Annotated in this window: 18 protein-coding genes; 11 read left to right on the top strand and 7 right to left on the bottom strand. The window is 38.6% G+C overall.

Annotated features, from left to right (window positions below; genetic code table 11):
* Positions 1-63: 63 nt before the first annotated feature.
* The 4 genes from XEN7305_RS10290 to XEN7305_RS10275 all read right to left on the bottom strand — a co-directional run bounded on the left by XEN7305_RS10290 (position 64) and on the right by XEN7305_RS10275 (position 2,765).
* On the bottom strand, positions 64-870 hold the full coding sequence (locus XEN7305_RS10290; RefSeq protein ID WP_006509348.1) for a squalene/phytoene synthase family protein: 807 nt from the start codon (positions 868-870) through the stop codon (positions 64-66).
* A gap of 113 nt (positions 871-983) precedes the next feature.
* Positions 984-1,256, bottom strand: coding sequence for a MoaD/ThiS family protein (locus XEN7305_RS10285; protein WP_006509347.1), 273 nt, complete (start codon positions 1,254-1,256; stop codon positions 984-986).
* A 34-nt stretch (positions 1,257-1,290) separates the two neighbouring features.
* Positions 1,291-2,220 carry a GTPase Era gene (gene era / locus XEN7305_RS10280; RefSeq protein ID WP_006509346.1) on the bottom strand — a complete coding sequence of 310 codons (930 nt, stop codon included), beginning with the start codon at positions 2,218-2,220 and terminating at the stop codon, positions 1,291-1,293.
* A gap of 26 nt (positions 2,221-2,246) precedes the next feature.
* Positions 2,247-2,765 carry a pentapeptide repeat-containing protein gene (locus XEN7305_RS10275; RefSeq protein ID WP_006509345.1) on the bottom strand — a complete coding sequence of 173 codons (519 nt, stop codon included), beginning with the start codon at positions 2,763-2,765 and terminating at the stop codon, positions 2,247-2,249.
* A gap of 309 nt (positions 2,766-3,074) precedes the next feature.
* Here XEN7305_RS10275 and XEN7305_RS10270 point away from each other — a divergent pair, with 309 nt between their 5' ends.
* The 5 genes from XEN7305_RS10270 to XEN7305_RS29540 all read left to right on the top strand — a co-directional run bounded on the left by XEN7305_RS10270 (position 3,075) and on the right by XEN7305_RS29540 (position 9,027).
* Complete coding sequence (locus tag XEN7305_RS10270; RefSeq protein ID WP_006509344.1) at positions 3,075-3,482, top strand: YraN family protein; 408 nt, start codon at positions 3,075-3,077, stop codon at positions 3,480-3,482.
* A 262-nt stretch (positions 3,483-3,744) separates the two neighbouring features.
* Positions 3,745-5,475, top strand: coding sequence for a SulP family inorganic anion transporter (locus tag XEN7305_RS10265; protein WP_006509343.1), 1,731 nt, complete (start codon positions 3,745-3,747; stop codon positions 5,473-5,475).
* A gap of 170 nt (positions 5,476-5,645) precedes the next feature.
* Positions 5,646-5,840: a DUF2862 domain-containing protein gene (locus XEN7305_RS10260; RefSeq protein WP_006509342.1), complete on the top strand. Its 195-nt coding sequence runs from the start codon at positions 5,646-5,648 to the stop codon at positions 5,838-5,840.
* Positions 5,841-5,875: 35 nt separating this feature from the next.
* Entirely contained in the window at positions 5,876-6,976 is a 1,101-nt protein-coding gene (locus tag XEN7305_RS10255) for an ArsA family ATPase (RefSeq protein ID WP_006509341.1), read from the top strand.
* 248 nt (positions 6,977-7,224) lie between these two features.
* Positions 7,225-9,027, top strand: a complete 1,803-nt coding sequence (locus tag XEN7305_RS29540) for a mechanosensitive ion channel family protein (protein WP_006509340.1) — start codon at positions 7,225-7,227, stop codon at positions 9,025-9,027.
* 57 nt (positions 9,028-9,084) lie between these two features.
* Here XEN7305_RS29540 and sixA read toward each other — a convergent pair whose 3' ends face one another.
* From sixA to XEN7305_RS10235, 3 genes are all read right to left on the bottom strand, one after another.
* The gene (gene sixA, locus XEN7305_RS10245) at positions 9,085-9,585 is read right to left on the bottom strand and encodes a phosphohistidine phosphatase SixA (protein WP_006509339.1); all 501 of its coding nucleotides are present in this window, start codon (positions 9,583-9,585) and stop codon (positions 9,085-9,087) included.
* Positions 9,586-9,658: 73 nt separating this feature from the next.
* Positions 9,659-10,549, bottom strand: coding sequence for a hypothetical protein (locus tag XEN7305_RS10240; RefSeq protein WP_006509338.1), 891 nt, complete (start codon positions 10,547-10,549; stop codon positions 9,659-9,661).
* Positions 10,550-10,636: 87 nt separating this feature from the next.
* A complete protein-coding gene (locus tag XEN7305_RS10235; RefSeq protein ID WP_006509337.1) occupies positions 10,637-11,146 on the bottom strand; it encodes a hypothetical protein in 510 nt (169 codons plus the stop codon).
* Positions 11,147-11,310: 164 nt separating this feature from the next.
* Here XEN7305_RS10235 and yqeK point away from each other — a divergent pair, with 164 nt between their 5' ends.
* From yqeK to trxA, 6 genes are all read left to right on the top strand, one after another.
* Positions 11,311-11,898, top strand: a complete 588-nt coding sequence (gene yqeK / locus XEN7305_RS10230; protein WP_006509336.1) for a bis(5'-nucleosyl)-tetraphosphatase (symmetrical) YqeK — start codon at positions 11,311-11,313, stop codon at positions 11,896-11,898.
* 165 nt (positions 11,899-12,063) lie between these two features.
* Positions 12,064-13,536 (top strand): exosortase O, encoded by a 1,473-nt coding sequence (xrtO, locus tag XEN7305_RS10225; RefSeq protein WP_006509335.1) that lies wholly within the window; start codon positions 12,064-12,066, stop codon positions 13,534-13,536.
* A gap of 7 nt (positions 13,537-13,543) precedes the next feature.
* On the top strand, positions 13,544-16,336 hold the full coding sequence (locus XEN7305_RS10220; protein ID WP_006509334.1) for a TIGR02921 family PEP-CTERM protein: 2,793 nt from the start codon (positions 13,544-13,546) through the stop codon (positions 16,334-16,336).
* Between the two features lie 73 nt (positions 16,337-16,409).
* Positions 16,410-16,991 (top strand): TetR/AcrR family transcriptional regulator, encoded by a 582-nt coding sequence (locus XEN7305_RS10215; RefSeq protein WP_040897414.1) that lies wholly within the window; start codon positions 16,410-16,412, stop codon positions 16,989-16,991.
* Positions 16,992-17,044: 53 nt separating this feature from the next.
* The gene (locus XEN7305_RS10210; RefSeq protein ID WP_006509332.1) at positions 17,045-17,695 is read left to right on the top strand and encodes a peroxiredoxin-like family protein; all 651 of its coding nucleotides are present in this window, start codon (positions 17,045-17,047) and stop codon (positions 17,693-17,695) included.
* Positions 17,696-17,736: 41 nt separating this feature from the next.
* A complete protein-coding gene (gene trxA, locus XEN7305_RS10205; RefSeq protein ID WP_006509331.1) occupies positions 17,737-18,087 on the top strand; it encodes a thioredoxin in 351 nt (116 codons plus the stop codon).
* Positions 18,088-18,270 lie beyond the last annotated feature (183 nt).

Here is an 18,270-nt window from a genome sequence, read left to right as displayed (position 1 = left end):
ACTTTTTATTGCTACTATTCCCTTTCAGAATTCTACAGAAAAATTGGCTTAAATGATTTTAATTTACAGTTTGGCGACTAGAGATAATACATCTTTGCGACTGAGCTTTTCTTTGCCCGCCGCCATCGCTTCTAAGGTGGCATAAGCCAAGGTCAAAGGAATGCGGCAAAAATCTAGGGCAGGACTTTCACTTAAAGCTTCAATATAAAGATTAGCCAATTGTAATTGCGATCGCGTGTATTCCTGCATCATCGCCATATCCCAATCATGGGGGAAAAAGTCCACTCCTCGACTCAAATCTTCTTGCCGATTGCGCATAATATTTACCGCTTGTAATCCACGGCCAAAACCGATGGCATGATCCCGATTAGTTACGGTGCCATCATACCAACCCCAAATATCAGAAAGGAGCAAGCCGACTGAACCGGCAACGCTAAAAGTGTAGCGATCGAGATCAGCTCTTGTATTAATCTGCCAGTCCTGTTCTACCCAATAAGCCATGCGGTCTGCCATGGCAGCGGTGGCATCCCAAATTCTCGGTGCGATCGCTTGAGGAGCGAGCAAAGACCATTCTTTAATACGTAAACTTACTTCGGGTAAATTGTGACTATAATAGGCTAAATCTTCGCTAAAGAGATCTTGAGCATTACTATAATGTTGTGATTGTAGATTGAGACTGATACTGCGCAGAAGCTGAATTTTGGTCTTACTATCGAGAAGATCGCTATCTTCTATATCGTCAATCGCTCTCATACAGAGATAAGCAGAGGTCACAGCCTTTCTCAACTCTTTTGGGAGAGAATTAATCGGGATATAAAATGTGCGGCTTGTTTGTTTGAGAATTTCCCAAGGATCACGATTAAAATTCAATGCTCAACTCCTCTCTGCTTCACTTTCGGAACAGCATAGCATAATAATAATCTAGGTATGTATCTATTAAATCTATATTGTGGTAGCTTATATTTTGATATTAGTTCGATTGCTTAACCCCCACTAACAGGTGGAATTAAGACAATTTCGTCGCCATCACGAATCACCGTTTCCGCACTCACAAACTGCAAATTTATGCCAAAGCGGGTGACTTCGCGCCATTTTTCCAACTCAGGTCTCTCTTGAATCAAATAATTCAAAACGTCTCCGACAGTCGTCGCTTCAGGAAAACTTAAGGTTAACTCCGATTTTCCACAGACTTCTTGGTAAGCAGCAAATAGTTTTACTTTTACATTGACCATTGACCAGTTACCAGTAAGCTCCATTACTCATTACTTATTACTTATTACTTATTTTCCATTACCCTTCAACCTGATAGCCAAACTCTGCCAGGCGGAGTCGAGATTGTCGCCATTGAGGCTCCACTTTGACAAATAATTCCAAATAGACATTGCCAGCTATCAACTTCTGGATTTGCTGTCTTGCCTCAGAACCGATTTGTTTGAGCATACTGCCTTTTTTGCCAATCAAAATTCCTTTCTGAGAACTTCGCTCAACATTAATCGCTGCAAAAATCTTGGTAATTTTCTCCGTCTCTTCAACTTTTTCAATTGCGATCGCGACAGAATGGGGTATTTCCTGGCGAGTTTGCAATAATATTTGTTCGCGAATCAACTCCGCCATAATAAACCTTTCTGGCTGATCGGTCACTAACTCAGGAGGATAATAATAAGGTCCAGTTTCTAACTTATCGACCAATAAACTTTGCAACTCTGTTGTGCCTTCTCCTGTAATTGCCGAAAACTTACTAACCGACCAATTGTTTTCTACTGCTAAATCCTGATAACTTTGATCAATTCTGTCATGAAGCTCTGGTTGGAGATCTATTTTATTTAATCCTAAAACTACAGGGTTTTTGGTATTTTTCAGTAAATCTACAATAAAGCGATCGCCCTTCCCTGCCTTCGCCGAACTATCCACCACAAATAAAATCAAATCAACAGCATTAATTGCCATCTGGGCATTTTTGACAATAACCTTACCCAATTCATGATGGGGTTTGTGAATCCCCGGCGTATCTACAAAAATGATTTGAGCTTGGGGGGTCGTGAGGATACCCTGTAGGCGATTACGAGTGGTTTGGGATACAGGAGAAGTAATCGCAACTTTTTGACCAACTAAATGATTCATCAAAGTAGATTTTCCCACATTAGGTCTACCAATAATTCCCACAAAACCAGATTTAAAATCTCCAGGGGCGATCGGTATGCTTATTAGTTGGTCATTCATTATTAGTTAAGAAATAGTAGAAAACATTAGAAGCAGAATAAGGTATCTCTGGTATTGCGACCTGTAGTTGGATTAGTTCCTGTGGCAATATCGCATAACATCTTCTCGTCATTGCGATCTAATAAAGCACCTGAAAAATCTGCACCTTCAATAATTACCCCATCTAATAAGGCATTAGTTAAATAGGCTCCTGCTAAAACCGCATTTGTTAAATTAGCATCGCTGAGGCGAGCAGCTTCTAAATCAGCAAATTTCAGATTGGCGTTGGCAAAATTTGCTTCTCGTAGGTTTGCCGCAAAAAATCTTACGCCGAAAAGATTGGAATCGCTAAAATCACTTCCAATGAGATTGGTATGATCAAATGTAGCATCAGTCAAATTTTGATGAGAAAAGTCTGTACCATTTAAGGTTTCTTTCGTATAATCTATTGCCCAGGCTGGAGTAATCCAGCTACCAATAAGCAGTAGATTCAGCAAGAAAATAATTATAGTGGCGCTAATTACCTTCTTTAAGCAAATAATATAGCTGTTTTTTAGAAGTTTCATCGTTATTACTGACAATTGTTTTATCAGAGAAAAGCCCCGAATGTCTTGACTATTAAGTATTAGAGAATAGTTTTTTCTTGTCCGAGGATATTATCCCACGAAGATGGAACAAGTCCCGTAGTAATACTTCTGGTTCATAGATTGAATTTAGAGACCGAAAAAATGGGGACTTAGGGCTGCGATACGCGTTCCCTAATTCCCTACTTCCCCAATTCCCTAATTCCCGAAACGAGAAACATTAAGTCCCGTGGGGATTAGACAAGGTTTGAGTTATGCTACAAAAATGTTAAACCTAAAACCTAAAAATTCATGGCAATTTCCCTGGGAGAGCTTGGCGAACAGTTAGTTGGCAAATGGTTATCGGAACAAAACTATCGAGTATTGCACTATCGTTGGCGTTGCCGTTGGGGGGAGATAGATTTGATTGCTCGTCACAGATCCCAACCAACTTTAGTTTTTGTGGAGGTCAAAACTCGCAGCGACAATAGTTGGGATAGTCAAGGGATTGAGGCGATCTCACCGGGTAAACAAAAAAAAATCTCGCAAACCGCAGCCTTGTTTCTTAGCAAAAACCCTCAACTAGCAGATTTTTGTTGTCGTTTTGATGTGGCGCTAGTTCATTGTCAGAAGCATCATTCTGACCTTGGCAATTATCCCCAAGGGAACAGTCTAAGGCTGGAGAATTACCTAGAAAATGCTTTCGATTTTTATTATTAGCGTCAGATGTTACAAATAAATCTCCGCACACCACTATTCTCTATATACTTGTGCCCTCAAAGACAAGCTGCTGCATGAATTATTTATTTCAGATAAATTATCATTGGATGTCATGTCACATAATGTATGATTTTCTCAACATTAAATCCTAAATTTGTTTTCTTAATGATGATTTCTTCTAGTTAGCAACAAATAACCGTGATAACTGGGGAATACTGAATTCTTACTCAACTAATAACCGATACTCGATAACCGGGACATTATGCAATTGTTTCATGGTTTACATTCTAAGAATATGCGGGGAGATATCTTTGGTGGTCTAACCGCTGCTATTGTGGCTTTGCCCCTGGCTCTTGCGTTTGGTGTTTCATCGGGGGCAGGGGCGATCGCTGGACTCTATGGTGCAGTCTTTGTCGGATTTTTCGCAGCTCTTTTTGGAGGGACTCCTTCGCAGATATCTGGCCCCACGGGGCCAATGACGGTAGTAATGGCTTCAGTTTTCACTAATGTTGCTGGGAACAATGCAGAAGCGGGCTTTGCCTTAGCTTTTACTGTGGTGATGCTGGGGGGGATCTTTCAAATTATCTTTGGCATTTTACAACTGGGCAAATATATCACGCTGATCCCTTATACCGTTGTTTCAGGATTCATGTCGGGTATTGGCGTAATTATTATTTTGATAGAAATTGGTCCTTTTCTCGGACAAGAACCTTCTGCCAAAGTGGTTGATGCGGTGCGCAATATTCCTTTGGACATTAGTCAAGCTAATCCTGCTGCGACGATTTTAGGCGTCATGACCCTGATCATTGTTTTTGGTCTACCCACTAAGTTTAATCGCATTATTCCTTCCCCCTTACTAGCTTTATTCATCGGTACTTTAACTTCTCTGATTGTTTTTCCTGACAGTGATATCAATATCATTGGGAAAATCCCCACTGGTTTACCTTCGATTCATTGGCCGGTGTTGCAATTTAGTGAACTGAGAAATATTATCGGCTATGGATTAATGTTGGCTACCCTCGGCTCTATTGACTCGTTATTAACTTCGTTAGTTGCCGATAGCATCACCCGAACGAACCATGACTCAGACCAAGAATTAATCGGCCAAGGAATTGGCAATGTGTTTGCTGGTTTATTTGGTGGCTTGCCTGGGGCTGGGGCGACTATGCGGACGGTAATTAATGTCAAATCGGGCGGGAAAACCCCTATATCGGGGATGTTTCATGCATTAATCTTGTTTTTGATTGTAGTCCGATTTGGCGTGTTAACCGAAAATATTCCCCATGCTGTACTAGCAGGAATTCTGATTAAGGTGGGAATAGATATTATTGATTGGAGTTTTCTCAAACGGGCTCACCAAATTTCCATTAAAGCTGCTGGCTTAATGTATTTGGTAATGTTTCTCACAGTTTTTGTAGATTTAATTACTGCTGTGGGAGTGGGGATCTTTGTGGCTAATTTATTAACAGTTAAAAGCCTTTCTGATCTACAAAAAAATTCTATTAAGGCTATTACGACTCCTGATGAGGGAATCACCTTAAATAACGAGGAAAGATATATTCTCAAAAGAGCTCAAGGAAAAATGCTGTTACTCCGTTTGGGTGGCCCGATGAGTTTTGGGGCGGCGAAAAGTCTTTCCCAACGCATGGGCATTATTGGCAAATATGATGTCTTAATTTTGGATTTTCGAGAAGTTCCTCTCATGGGAGTCACAGCTTCTTTGGCGATCGAAAATATGGTCAAAGAAGCTATTGCAAAACGCAGAGTTGTTTTTATCGTTGGGGCGAAGGGAACAGTCAGAAATAGACTTATGAAAATGAAGATTTTGCAGCTATTGCCAGCCGCAAATATTTTGGAGGATCGGCTTGAAGCATTACAAAAAGCCTATGCTGTAATTAGCAATGAGCTGGTGGGCAAAAATCCCCTACGCGATTCAGACAATGATGGAGAGGAGATGATCACCGAATCTTTTCCTTCCTATGAAGATGAGTGAGCATGAGGGCAGGAGGCAGAGGGCAGAAGGCAGAGGGCACTCTTCCCCCTCGATTGTAAGTTCTTTGGCTATTTGGAGTGAGGGGAAAGACGCTTAACAATGGGTAGTATTTTGCTTTACACTGTGAGTTGGCTAATTTAATTAAATTTTTAGAATACAAGAAGTAAAAAATGGAAATCGGGCAAAAAGTCAAGGTCTATCGCATTAGAGACAGAGTATCCAACAATGTTGCTGATAAATTAGGCAAGGTTGGCACCATCAAGGAATATAAAATGACTGATGGTAGTGGCGTCGGGGTCATCATCCAGTTTGATGATAAATCCGCTACTTGGTTTTTTGAAGATGAAGTAAAACCAGTAGCCTAACTCTGATTATCTACTTAATCCTAGCGAAAATTACTATGTCCTCGATCGTCACATTTTTGGGTAAAGGCGGTACTGGTCGTACAACAATTGCGATCGCTGCTGCGAAAAAGCTTGCTTCTAGAGGGCAAAAAGTTCTCTTGATCGGGCAGGATTCTAGTCCTGCCTATGCTCTCACATTGGGAATCAGCGTTACCGCCGAACCTCAAGAAATTGCGGCCAACTTGTCTGTGGTTCAAATGAACTCGACGGTTTTGTTGGAGCAAAGTTGGGCAGAAGCTAAAAAATTAGAACAGCAGTATTTGCGATCGCCAATACTCAAGAATGTTTACGGTCAAGAACTGGGAATCCTTCCCGGAATGGATCAAGCCCTAGCACTCAATGCCCTCAGAGAATATGACAACAGTAATAAGTATGATGCTATTGTCTACGATGGGGCAGGGGATTTGAGTACTTTGAGAATGTTTGGGATGCCAGAAATTTTGAGTTGGTATATTCGTCGCTTTAAAGGCGTTTTTCAAGAATCGGATATTGTTAAGACTCTATCTCCTTTCGTACAACCAGTAACCAGTGCCGTGCTCAATGTATCTTGGAATGCTGATGATTTGACTTCCGAATCGACTAAAGATGCGAGTCAGATGTTGGAAAAAGGCAAGGAGGCCCTAGAAGATCCCCAGCGAGTGATTGCCTATCTGGTTACGACTGCTGATGAAATTGCGATCGCCAAAGCCCAATATCTTTGGGGTAGCGCCCAACAAATAGGTTTAACAGTGGGTGGAGTTTTACTCAACCAAGATAGTAATGATAATGCCTTAAGTAATGATTTTCAGCCTTTACCTATTACCTCTTTGCCTAAAATAGAGTCTGGTGATTGGCAAACTTTAATCGATGCCTTGCCAAGTTTTACGACTACAAGCTCTATTCCCCAGCCAACTTCGATTGAGATTGCCGAGAAGAAAATCAAGGTCTTTTTACCTGGATTTGATAAAAAACAAGTTAAACTAACCCAATACGGGCCGGAAATCACCATTGAAGCAGGAGATCAACGACGCAACATCATCTTGCCACCTCAATGGTCTGGTCGTTCAGTGACTGGGGCAAAATTTAACAATAAATATTTAGAATTATCGATTGGATAGAGAATTCCAATATTGGAATAAATAATTCAGGAAGTTTTACCGGATCGCTGTTGCTGGCAATGATGTTCTCAGCATTCACATTGATCATAATTAGCTCTTGATAGGTCAATCAACCAAGAGTGTATTGATCAAAGTAAGTCAAAAATCAATGATTGATCTTCAGCAGAAAATCAACTCAACTGTTCAACAAAAAGCCAAGTGAGCTGATAGAAATTCTTGTAATGTAATATTTTTATGAGACCTAGAAAATGCATGTTTTAGCTAAAAAATTAAGATTGCAAATATCTAAATTTCTTAAAAATTTACTTTTATTATTTGTAACAATCTTTCTTTTATTTATAAATAGCCATGTTACAGCACAACAATTAAAAGAATTGCCTTCTGGTGAAGATTTGTCTTCTAACATTGAAGACATAATAGATACTCAAAACTCCGAATCTCTAATCAATAAGCAAAAAGAGTTGAGTAATCTTGGATTGTTTGATGAAACCTCAGGTAGTCTGGGAAATATTATTTACAGTGCAGTCAAGATTGATGGTCGAATTGTTTTTCAAGTTGCTTCTAGTCTGGCAATTTATGAGGCTAGTAATGATGAAAATATCAAAATTAACATTAGAGTTAGAAATATTGAGAATACTTTAACTGGAATAGTTAAAAGAAATATTGAACCAAGTTTATTACAAGTTAATCCGGCAGTCCTTAATAATGAACAAGTGATCAAAATTTCCAAAATTGATCAAACCCAAGAATGGATTTTAATGACTATTACTAGTCAAGACGCCCAACTTTACGGAATGTCTATTCCAGAATTAGCCAAAATACGCTCAATTAAAGTTAAAGATGTTTTAACAAAGGCATGGCAGGAACGTCAAAAAACTTTTTTAATCCGTCAGTTTTTTATTGGTTTAGGAATAGTAATTGCTATGTTTGTCGCAAGTTTATTGTTGATTTGGCTTCGCAAATATTTGACTCCTAGAAAACCTGAATCACAATCCATGTTGTGGAATAAGAATTTGATTCAGGTTGGACATGCCGTAATTTGGTTACCTGGAACTGGTTGGATTTTACAATTATTTCCCTATACGAGAAGTTGGGGAGTTTTGCTCTTACAACATTCAATAAGTATCTCTTTAACTATTATTATATTCTTACTTACTAGTAAAGTTTTAGATTTATTTGTTAAATTTAGCGAAGCCTCCGAAAGAATAAAAACTGTTCCTGTCCGGATTTTGGTGCAGGTTTTTTATATCTTGCTGGTTGTTTTATGTATATTATTTATAGTTTCTGATTTATTGCAACAACCTTTAACTAATATTATGGCAGGAGTTGGTGCTGGTAGTGCAATTCTCATGCTTGTTTTTAAAGATTCTATTCTCGGATTTATTGCTGGGATTCAACTTACTACAAATAATATGGTGGCATTAGGAGATTGGATTGAAATGCCCAAATACGGTGCTGATGGTTCGGTAATTGAAGTCTCTTTAATTACTGTTAAAGTTCAGAATTGGGACAAAACTATTACTTTAATTCCTACTTATGCGTTGGTTTCTGATTCGTTTAAAAATTGGAGGACTATGCCCGAATCAGGAGGTCGAAGGATAAAAAGAGCTGTTTATATTGATCTTAATTCAATTAAGTTTTGCGATCAGGAAATGCTCAATAGATTTTCTAAAATGAATTATGTGTCCGATTATATAGAAAAAAAATATCAAGAACTAACTGAATATAATATAAAAACTGATATAACAAATAATGCTGTTTTGAAAAAAGATAAATGGATTACTAATATTGGCATATTTCGAGCTTATATTGTGGCTTATTTACAAGCTCATCCTCAAATTAGTGATACTCTTACTTTTTTAGTAAGGCAATTGCAATCGACAGAACATGGTCTACCTATAGAGATTTATGTCTTTTCCTCAGATACTCGATGGGTAAATTATGAGAATATCCAGGCGGACATTTTTGATCATATTTTGTCTATTGTTCCAGAGTTTGAACTTCGAGTATTTCAAAACGTTTCTGGTTACGATTTTCAGAAGTTTAACTAGCTAATAAACTTGTACTTCATTGGTTAAGCTCTAAAATCTGGATATATCAATAAATGTCTATAAATTGCCAAAATATTTAGGGGGAGTTAACAAGAACAATTCACTATTGCCCATTGGCGTCCCAGAAATCGGTAGCTTAATACCGATAATACCAGCTTTTTTTACTATGATGTTTCCCGTGACCTCCCCCCAAACCAAAAGCTCTGTCCAGTTGCCCAAATTAGGTTGATGCCCCACTAAAGCAAGATTTTTGTCAGAATAGCGATCGCGCCACCCAGATAACCAACTGAGCCAATCTTGAAAATCCCCCCCAGGTGAGAGATGAGAGGATTTCTCTACCTGCTGGGTCAGACCTCTATCCTGCAAAATGTCGGCTGTTTGATAAGCTCTGACTAACGGGCTAGTTAACACCAAGTCCCATCTTAGACCAATATCATAAAGACGCTGTGCAACTTTTTGGGTTTTCTGCCGACCTTTATCCGTCAAAGGGCGATCGGCATCATTGGCATAAATGCCACGTTCAACTGCGATTCCATGACGAATTAGGTAAAGTTTCATGTTTCAAGGGAGATAGGGAGATGGGGAGATAGGGAGATAGGGAAGAAAACCTTCTGCCCTCTGCCCTCAAGAATTATATTTCCGCTACAGCTCGCTCGATTAATCTTGCTGCGATCGTTTGGGTGCCGGTATGTTCGTAATAGTTGGTCGTCATATCGAGAAATGCCGCTACATAATCGAGTTTATCGTCAGAAACATCGATAAAGTTCTTTAAATTACCCATGATTGTTTCTGGAGTCAGACCGCGATCGCTCACAAAATTGCTCATCCAACCTTGCACAGAGCCAAAACTCTCCCCAATAAAGCTGAGTTGACCCTTGGAATTGCCCCCAGGAATAAGCTCCTTCACCTGAGAAAAAGTTTGATTAGAATCTAAATCCCGAGATGACATATTGCTAATAGTAGACTCTACTTTCTGTAGAAAATCAGGACCTAGAGGAATCAAACCGTCAACACAAACTAAAGCTGCCATGCGCATCAGCGATTCGCCACCATAATCACCCAATGCACCAACAAAATCCCCGATACTATCTCCAGGAATACCATTAATCTGGCAAAAGGCGACTAATTCAACCACTAACTTGATAGCTAAATCTATGGACTGAGCTTTATCAGGATTAGGAGTAACTTTAGTTAATAGTCCTCCAATCAAAGGAATTTTATTTCCCACTTTGTTCGCCAAAGCCGCTGTTCCTAAGGCACTATCAGCATTGTCAACTGTTTCATAGAGCCACATCGCTTTTTGATAACCCTCAGATTTATCGTTATAAAGCCAAATTGCTCGCTCACCGATCGCCTGGATCATCTCTTCATCGGATTCTCCTGTCACTGTGCGAATCGTATTTTCAAACCCCACTAGATTTGTCCATTGTCCAGGGACCACAAAATCTAGCGATCGCAACATGAGGGTTGTCATATTGCTCTTTGGTAAATCATCAACTAATTCTTGAATTGGTTTGCCCATAATTGTTTCTTCTTTGCCGTATTTATAATCACTTTGCTATTAGCTCTCAGCCAATAGCTACTTATGAAATTCGTGGGAGATTGTGATTTACTTTAAACGAGCCAAACCACTAAGATCGAATTTTTTTAACCAGGTTGAGCGATCGCTTTCGGAAAAGGAATCATTGCGAGATAAAACTTTAACCTGAAAACGCTCACCAACTAAAACAGCAGTCCCAGTTTTTCCTTGACTAGCAGCAGGATAACCTTTGATACTACTACTACTATTTTGGAATTTTTTCTGCGCCGCAGGATTGTTGAGAGTATCAGAAATCGCCATTACAGCAACATCTTTACCATCTTTTTTCAATTTTGCTTCAGCAAAACCTTTCTTTTCTTGACTAAAGGTCACTTTATAACCACTACCTGATTTAGGGAAATAACGGTTAAAGCTGCCCCCAGATACTGATTCTTTAACAACAGCGCTCGAACCTTTGGAGGTGCTTTCCTGTTGTGCTTGATCGAAGCGAGAAGGTGGTGCAGAGCTACAAGCCGTCACAAGAAATAAAATTCCTGCGAGGGAAAAGCCCAATATCCTACGCCAATTAATCTGTTTCATTTTGATTACTGATAAGTTTATCTACTTTAATCTATACAGGTGTTTTCACGGATCTTGCTAAAACTTCAAGAAATTTTCAGGCTCGGGATCACTCTTCGATTAAAGGACAGATTTGCTTAAGTTAGACTTGGGTTAGAACAACCACCTGCTTAGAAGCACTGAAGATGAATGATCATAAATCTTGGCGAGCTCTTGTTCTCCAATGGTTGCAAAAAAATGTCTCTGAGCATCGGATACAACATATCTTGGGAGTCGAGCAAACTTGCATCGATTTAGCTGATATCTATCAAGTAGATTCGATTAAAGCTGGTAAGGCAGGATTATTACATGATTTAGCCAAATTTTTCCCGCCCAAAAAACTTTTACATCTGGCTAAAAAAAATAAGATTGAGATCGATTCGGTTTGTAAGCATAATCCTCATTTACTCCATGCAGATGTTAGCGCGATCGTGGCACAAAAAGAATTTGCGATCGCAGATCCTGAGATTCTCGACGCGATCGCTAATCACACTCTAGGAACTCCTCGAATGAGTAAATTAAGTTGTATTGTTTTCATTGCCGATGCGATCGAGCCCAGTCGTGGTAATACTCCAGAATTACAAGCTCTAAGAAAGATTGCCACTCAGAATTTATATAAATGTACCTGGCAAACTAGCGACTATTCTTTGAAATATTTAATCAATTCTCAGAAAACGATCCATCCGCGAACTATTTTGACTCGTAATTGGGCTTTAAAAAAAGCTAAAAAGTAAAAATTTGATCTTATGAGATAGATTTAATTAAACATAATTCTGTAAAGAAATGTGATATTTATTAGTAGTCAAAAAATAAATTGTCACATTGTAATTATGAGTTTATTACAATGGATTCTAGTATCTTACCCAAGAAACTAAATTATTGATTACTTATAAATAGCAATGGTTAGCCAACCTATCGTTAAACAGCAAGGGCATATCCGCACCATTTTCTTGATTGCTGCTTGGTTTTTAGGCAATATTTGGACATTTCAATGGTTTTTGAGTTCATTGAAATACATTTCAGCCTTAAATTTAATTGTCTTAGGAATTGTCGTCACATTTTTATTAGTCCAATTAGGTCGTAATAGTTTTTTCCAACTTGAATCAATCACTCCGAGATTAAATCTATATCCTCTTTGTTTAATGATTGGGGGAGAAATAGGCGCAATTTGTCTGAAATGGCTGATTAATATTCCCCAACTAACCTTTTTCTGTTTCATCTTAGGTAGCTATGGTTTACTTGGCTTATTCATGGCCGAATCCACTTGGCGCAAGGGCTTAACCATTACCGCGATCGCAGCTTGTGTGATTCCTTTTTCTACAGCTTTTAATAGTGGCTTAGGCTTTCCCGTCAGAGTTCTCACCGCCCATGCCGTAGCGAATACCCTAACTAGTTTCAACCTCAGCGCAGTTTCTTCCCACGATATTATCCTCATGGAAAATGGGATTGCCCAAGTAGATTTGCCCTGTAGCGGCATGAAAAGTCTTTGGACAGGGACAGTCTTTTTATTAGGTGCAACTTGGTTGGAACGTCGTCAATTGGGTTGGCGTTGGTTGCTAGTCGCGATCGCAAATCTCTTGTTTTTAGTAATAGCAAATATTGTTAGAGTTCTTGCTTTAGTCGTCATTATCGAAGTTTGGCAACAACCCCAAATAGCTCACATCTTACATTTACCTTTGGGTATTATTGGCTTTATTTTTGCAAGTGTTATAACTTGGATTTTCTTGCAAAAAGTTCCTCGACATATTCAAAAAGAATCAGCTATTCAACCAGCAAACCATCTTAAACAAAAATCGAATCTCAATTGGTTATTACCCCTTGTTATTGTTTTAGGACTGATCGGACAAATCAAACCAAGTCAAATTAGTCCAATTTCTCTAGATGCGATCGCTTTACCCCCAGCAATAGTTACCGAAAATCTTCAGTTAACTCCAGCAGAAGCCAACTTTTTTGATAATCCGGCTAATCCTTTAGTCCAAAAATTACGCTTTCAATCAGATCAACTTTCGGGCTCGATGTTGATGGTCGCAAGTAATAGTTGGCAATCCCATCATCCGCCAGAATTATGTTTCCTCGGCAATGGCTTTAAAGTCGATAACATGAAATCAAAACTCATTAGTGATTCTATTCATGCTAGATGGCTATCCCTGCAAGATGGAAACTTATCCGCAACTTATTGGTTTCAATCTGACCAGGATACTACTGATGATTTCATATCTCGTATTTGGGAGCATATAACCCATAAAAATAAAACTTGGGTCTTGATTTCTGTCCTTTTTGATGAGAAAGAAAACCCTAATAGTGCAGAAATACAAGATTTTGCTAGGAATATATATCAAACCGTCAACAAAACACTAAATATTAAATATTGAGCTACCAATGAAGAAATTAAGATTATTTACTAATACGGTTTTTCATAGTATTTTTTGGATTTGGAATTTATTATTTCTTGCTGTTGTCTATTTAGGGATTTTACCTTACGTAGGAATTCCTTTAATTGAAGCAACCTTTAATGGAGATATTCCTGTTGATTTTTCTCTTACTTTATTTGCCCTAATTGCTGTTCCTACAGTTTGTACTTTTATCGGTGCAAAATATTTCATCAAAAAGCCAAAAACATTGATGAGATTGTTTTATGGTGTAGAGGCTCCATTTTTTACCTCGTGTCTAGTTCGTTTATTTTTAATTCGCGAATTAACTCTCGCAAGTGCTTTAGTTTTAGGAACTTTATTTATTTGCATCTCTGCTTTTACCGTAGAGCTATTTGCAGGATATCAATACAATCAGAAGGTATCTAGCTGGGTGCAAATGATTACCCATACTTTATTACTATTGATGGGTATTTATTTGGGAATGGTTCTCTTATTTTATGCTATTCCCACTGCTGCGGTTGTTATTAGCTGGATGGGTTCTTTTTTAGTTTGGTTTTTCTCTGGGCAATGGATACCAGAATTTTGGGAAGTTTTGACTGATAGTAGTGGTTATATCTTTATATATTCATTTTGGGGCCTTCTCTTCTTAGGATTATTCGGTTTTACAGCTACTCTTTTCATGGCTTTTCCCTTTGCTATCACTGGTTTATATGTTAATTCAGGACAAAGAATTTTACGGGCTTTTACTCAAGAATATGGAAAATTCAAGACCATTTTTAGTAGTGTAACTGTTATTAGTCTTTGGCTAATTCTCTTATTTTCTTTCAATCAACAACCCCAAGTCAAAGCATTTACATTATTAGAGCAAACACCCCAAAACAGGCAAGAACTTTTGGCTTCTTCAGATCTGATTCGAACAGGATTAGTCAACGCCAATTTATATCCCTATCGTTATCTCAGTACAACTGAAGATAATAATCATATCTATAGCATCTATAAGAATTTGGGTTTACCCAAATCGACTGCTTCATTTTTACAGTATAGATATAATCAACTGCTCTCACCTTTTCTCTACGTCGGTTCTCGAAACGATGTCCCAAAATCAGCCCAACTTTATGCTGAGTTTTTTGATACTCCGATTCAAAAAGCGGAACGTAAATCAGTGCGTCATGCTATTCAATCTACCTCCATTGTTGATCAGGCCAAAGCAGGATTATTAAATATCGATCAGAAAAAAGTCTGGTTAGAAAAACAAGAAGTCACGATAGATCCTCATGGAGATTGGGCAAATGTTGAAATCCATGAAGTGTATCAAAACAAAACTAATGATGTTGAAGAGATCCTCTACTATTTCTCCTTACCAGAAACTGCTGCAATTACCGGATTATGGTTGGGAGAATCTGATAATTTGGATTTGCGCTTTCCTTTTCAAGTTGCGCCCAGAGGTGCGGCTCAGGAAGTATATAATTCTCAGGTACAACGACCTCGGCCAATAGATCCTGCTCTGTTAGAGCAAGTGGGGCCAGGACAATATCGCCTCCGAGCTTTTCCTGTACCTCCCCAATTATCTGTCAGGGAAATAGCCAATAGCCAGAGTCAACCCAAAATGCATTTATGGTTGACTTATCAGGTCATGGAACAGGAACAGGGTTGGGCACTGCCTAAGCTGGCAGAAAAACGCAATATCTTTTGGACAAAAAATACTGAGCGAGTTCGCAATGGTAAGGGCGTTAAGTCTTTTGCCAATTATTGGTTAGAAGATTTTTGGGGTGACAATCAAAATGCCACTAGAATATCTCACCAGATTAAGTTAGAAGATGGATATACTGTTACAGCTCAACCATTGAATAAGCAAGATTATTCTTTACCGCAAAATCACAAATATGCTCTGATTCTTGATACTTCTTATAGCATGAGAAATCACAGAACAGAAGTTCAAGCAACTTTTGATTGGTGGCAAGCGAATTTAACGAATAATTATCTTGATTTGTATCTTACTGATGCAGAAGCTAATAAAGCTCAACAGTTAGAAACTATAGATAGTTTAGAGCTTGATACGCTTATATTTTTCGGCTCAATGCAAACTCAAGACATGTTGCAGCAGTTTCAAAATTTACGCAATGGTCATGAATATGATGCTGTTCTGCTGGTAACTGACGAGGGTAGTTACGAATTGTCTAGTGATAATCAAGATGTGATGGCAATCAACTCTCCTTTCTGGATGATTCATCTGGGAGGCAAACTTCCGAGAGCCTATGATGATGCTATTTTACAAACAATACAAAATAGTCATGGCGGAGTTGCGAATGATGTTCCTACTGTTATCAAACGTTTAGCAACAGAAGAAGCTAGCAGTTCATCAGTTGTTGATGGTTATAGTTGGTCGGTTGAAAAATCAAACTCTGCAAATGCTCTTACTGAGAATAAACTTAAACCCTTAGCCGCACGTCAGTTAGTTTACAGCTTAAGTCAACAGGACAAAAATAAGCTTTCTTTAGCCAAGTTAGATTCTATTCATCAAATTGCTCAAGATTACGATATTGTGACCCCTTATTCATCGATGATTGTTCTAGTTAATGATCAACAAAGAGAATTGCTCAAGCAAGCTGAGGCTAAGAGCGATCGCTTTGATCGGGAAGTAGAAACTGGAGCGGAACAATTGAATACGCCTTTTAATCCTTTTGAGGTGCCAACAGTTTCTGGTGTTCCTGAACCTGATTTATGGATTTTATTTTTCATAGTTGCGATCGCGCTTTTACTAATTTTTCAAAAGCAGCGATCGGCTAAAGTGATTGATTAATCATAAAATCATAATTCTTGAACAATCATTCAAAAATATGTTATGCTCTTTTCAGAGTCAAATAACTAAGTTGATGGCAAGAAAAAAAGAGTTTGACAAAGAGGAAGTACTAGCCAAGGCAATGAATACCTTCTGGCGTTATGGCTATGAAGGAACATCAATGCAACTTTTGGTCGAAACTATGGGTATTAACCGAGGAAGTTTGTACGACACCTTTGGGGATAAACGCTCTTTGTTTCAATCTGCGATCGCCCACTACGAACAAACCGTAATGGAAAACACGATCGCTGCTCTCAAGATGCCTGATGCGGATAAACAAACCATCATTAATCTGTTTCAAGATTTGGTAACCAGATCAGTAGAAAAACAAAATTGCTATGGTTGTTTAATCACTAACACCGCCATCGAACTCTGTCCTGATGATGGGGAAACTCAAAAGACAATTAATCGCAATTTCCATTGTGTAACTCAGGCTTTTGAACATGCTTTGACTCAAGCTCAGGCGAAAGGGCAAATTAAAAGCGATCGCAATATTGCTTGTCTAGCCCAATATCTCACCTGTAGTCTTCAAGGCTTACGGGTAGTGGCGAAAGTGAACCGCGATCGCGATACTTTACACAATATCGTTAATGTCATTTTATCGGTATTGGGCTAGGGATATTTTTTTTGCTCTTTATTGGAACACTCATTCAAAAAAAGGAAATCATCATGAATTTAACCGAAGAATTAACTAATTTTCGCGCCCAATTTAAAGCTAATCAACCCGAGGAAATTAAAGAGGTAATGGCTCAAGCTACAACTGATTTAATGAATGCCAAGATCAGCGAACAAAGTCTAAAAGTGGGAGACATAGTTCCTAACTTCTCTCTTCCCGATGCCGTGGGAAATATTCTCGAATTGCAGACAGTTTTAGGCAAAGGCGCAGTAGTAATTTCTTTTTATCGTGGTGGTTGGTGTCCCTATTGCAATCTGGAATTGCGGGCTTTGCAACAATCTTTGCCAGAGATCAAAACTTTGGGCGCAAATTTAATCGCAATTTCGCCAGAAACTCCAGATAATTCCCTTTCAACCAGCGAAAAAAACGAATTAACCTTTGATGTTCTCAGCGACAGCAAAAATCAAGTAGCTAAACAATTTGGCTTAGTTTTTACTCTTGCAAACGAACTAAGACCTATTTACAACCAATTTGGTATTGATATTCCTGCTTATAACGGAGATAATACCTTTGAATTACCCATCCCAGCGACTTATGTCGTCGCCTCCGACGGCAAAATTATTCATAGCTTTGTCAATGTTGACTATACTCAAAGACTTGATCCTAGAGAAATTATTACAGCCTTGAAAAACATTGCTAGATAGCGTTTAGAGTTGACAGAAAAATATCATTAGGAGAATAGATCATGACTGAACAGGCCAAATATATAACCCTGACCACAGATAATTTTGCAACAGAAGTAATTAATAGTGACATCCCAGTTCTGGTAGAGTTTTGGGCTGCTTGGTGTGGTCCCTGTCGGGTAATGAATCCCATAATAGAGAAAGTTGCGGCACAATGGGAAGGGATAATTAAGGTCGGTAAGGCAAATATTGACGATACCGAAATAATTGCTACTCAACATCGCATTGAAGCCATCCCTACAATTTTAATTTTCCAAAATGGGGAAATAATTGAACGGATTCCTGGTCTTGTTTCTCAAGAAAAACTAGAAGCCAAACTGAATGCTTTAAGTTATCCTGTCCCAACTACTTGACACTCCCGCCCCGGAACGAGGGGTAGGGCTGTTTCATTCTCAAAAAAGATAGATGGGGAGATGGGGATATCGGGATTTAGGGAAAAATTCCGACAAATAGTCGGTAGTTTAACGAAATTTGTTGAACAAGATTTTTTCCAATCAACGAGTTATTCCTCATTTAAGTTGGTAAACCCGAATAAA

Origin of the sequence: Xenococcus sp. PCC 7305 (assembly GCF_000332055.1) — a bacterium.
GTDB lineage: Bacteria > Cyanobacteriota > Cyanobacteriia > Cyanobacteriales > Xenococcaceae > Xenococcus.
The sequence above is the reverse complement of the archived record's forward strand: the minus strand, read 5'-3'. Positions and strand labels throughout refer to the sequence as shown.

Coding starts and splice junctions, on each gene's coding strand:
- XEN7305_RS10285 (WP_006509347.1), bottom strand. CDS start 1,256: ATGGAGCTTACTGGTAACTGGTCAATGGTCAATGTAAAAGTAAAACTA.
- era (WP_006509346.1), bottom strand. CDS start 2,220: ATGAATGACCAACTAATAAGCATACCGATCGCCCCTGGAGATTTTAAA.
- XEN7305_RS10275 (WP_006509345.1), bottom strand. CDS start 2,765: ATGAAACTTCTAAAAAACAGCTATATTATTTGCTTAAAGAAGGTAATT.
- XEN7305_RS10270 (WP_006509344.1), top strand. CDS start 3,075: ATGGCAATTTCCCTGGGAGAGCTTGGCGAACAGTTAGTTGGCAAATGG.
- XEN7305_RS10265 (WP_006509343.1), top strand. CDS start 3,745: ATGCAATTGTTTCATGGTTTACATTCTAAGAATATGCGGGGAGATATC.
- XEN7305_RS10260 (WP_006509342.1), top strand. CDS start 5,646: ATGGAAATCGGGCAAAAAGTCAAGGTCTATCGCATTAGAGACAGAGTA.
- XEN7305_RS10255 (WP_006509341.1), top strand. CDS start 5,876: ATGTCCTCGATCGTCACATTTTTGGGTAAAGGCGGTACTGGTCGTACA.
- XEN7305_RS29540 (WP_006509340.1), top strand. CDS start 7,225: ATGCATGTTTTAGCTAAAAAATTAAGATTGCAAATATCTAAATTTCTT.
- sixA (WP_006509339.1), bottom strand. CDS start 9,585: ATGAAACTTTACCTAATTCGTCATGGAATCGCAGTTGAACGTGGCATT.
- XEN7305_RS10240 (WP_006509338.1), bottom strand. CDS start 10,549: ATGGGCAAACCAATTCAAGAATTAGTTGATGATTTACCAAAGAGCAAT.
- XEN7305_RS10235 (WP_006509337.1), bottom strand. CDS start 11,146: ATGAAACAGATTAATTGGCGTAGGATATTGGGCTTTTCCCTCGCAGGA.
- yqeK (WP_006509336.1), top strand. CDS start 11,311: ATGAATGATCATAAATCTTGGCGAGCTCTTGTTCTCCAATGGTTGCAA.
- xrtO (WP_006509335.1), top strand. CDS start 12,064: ATGGTTAGCCAACCTATCGTTAAACAGCAAGGGCATATCCGCACCATT.
- XEN7305_RS10220 (WP_006509334.1), top strand. CDS start 13,544: ATGAAGAAATTAAGATTATTTACTAATACGGTTTTTCATAGTATTTTT.
- XEN7305_RS10215 (WP_040897414.1), top strand. CDS start 16,410: ATGGCAAGAAAAAAAGAGTTTGACAAAGAGGAAGTACTAGCCAAGGCA.
- XEN7305_RS10210 (WP_006509332.1), top strand. CDS start 17,045: ATGAATTTAACCGAAGAATTAACTAATTTTCGCGCCCAATTTAAAGCT.
- trxA (WP_006509331.1), top strand. CDS start 17,737: ATGACTGAACAGGCCAAATATATAACCCTGACCACAGATAATTTTGCA.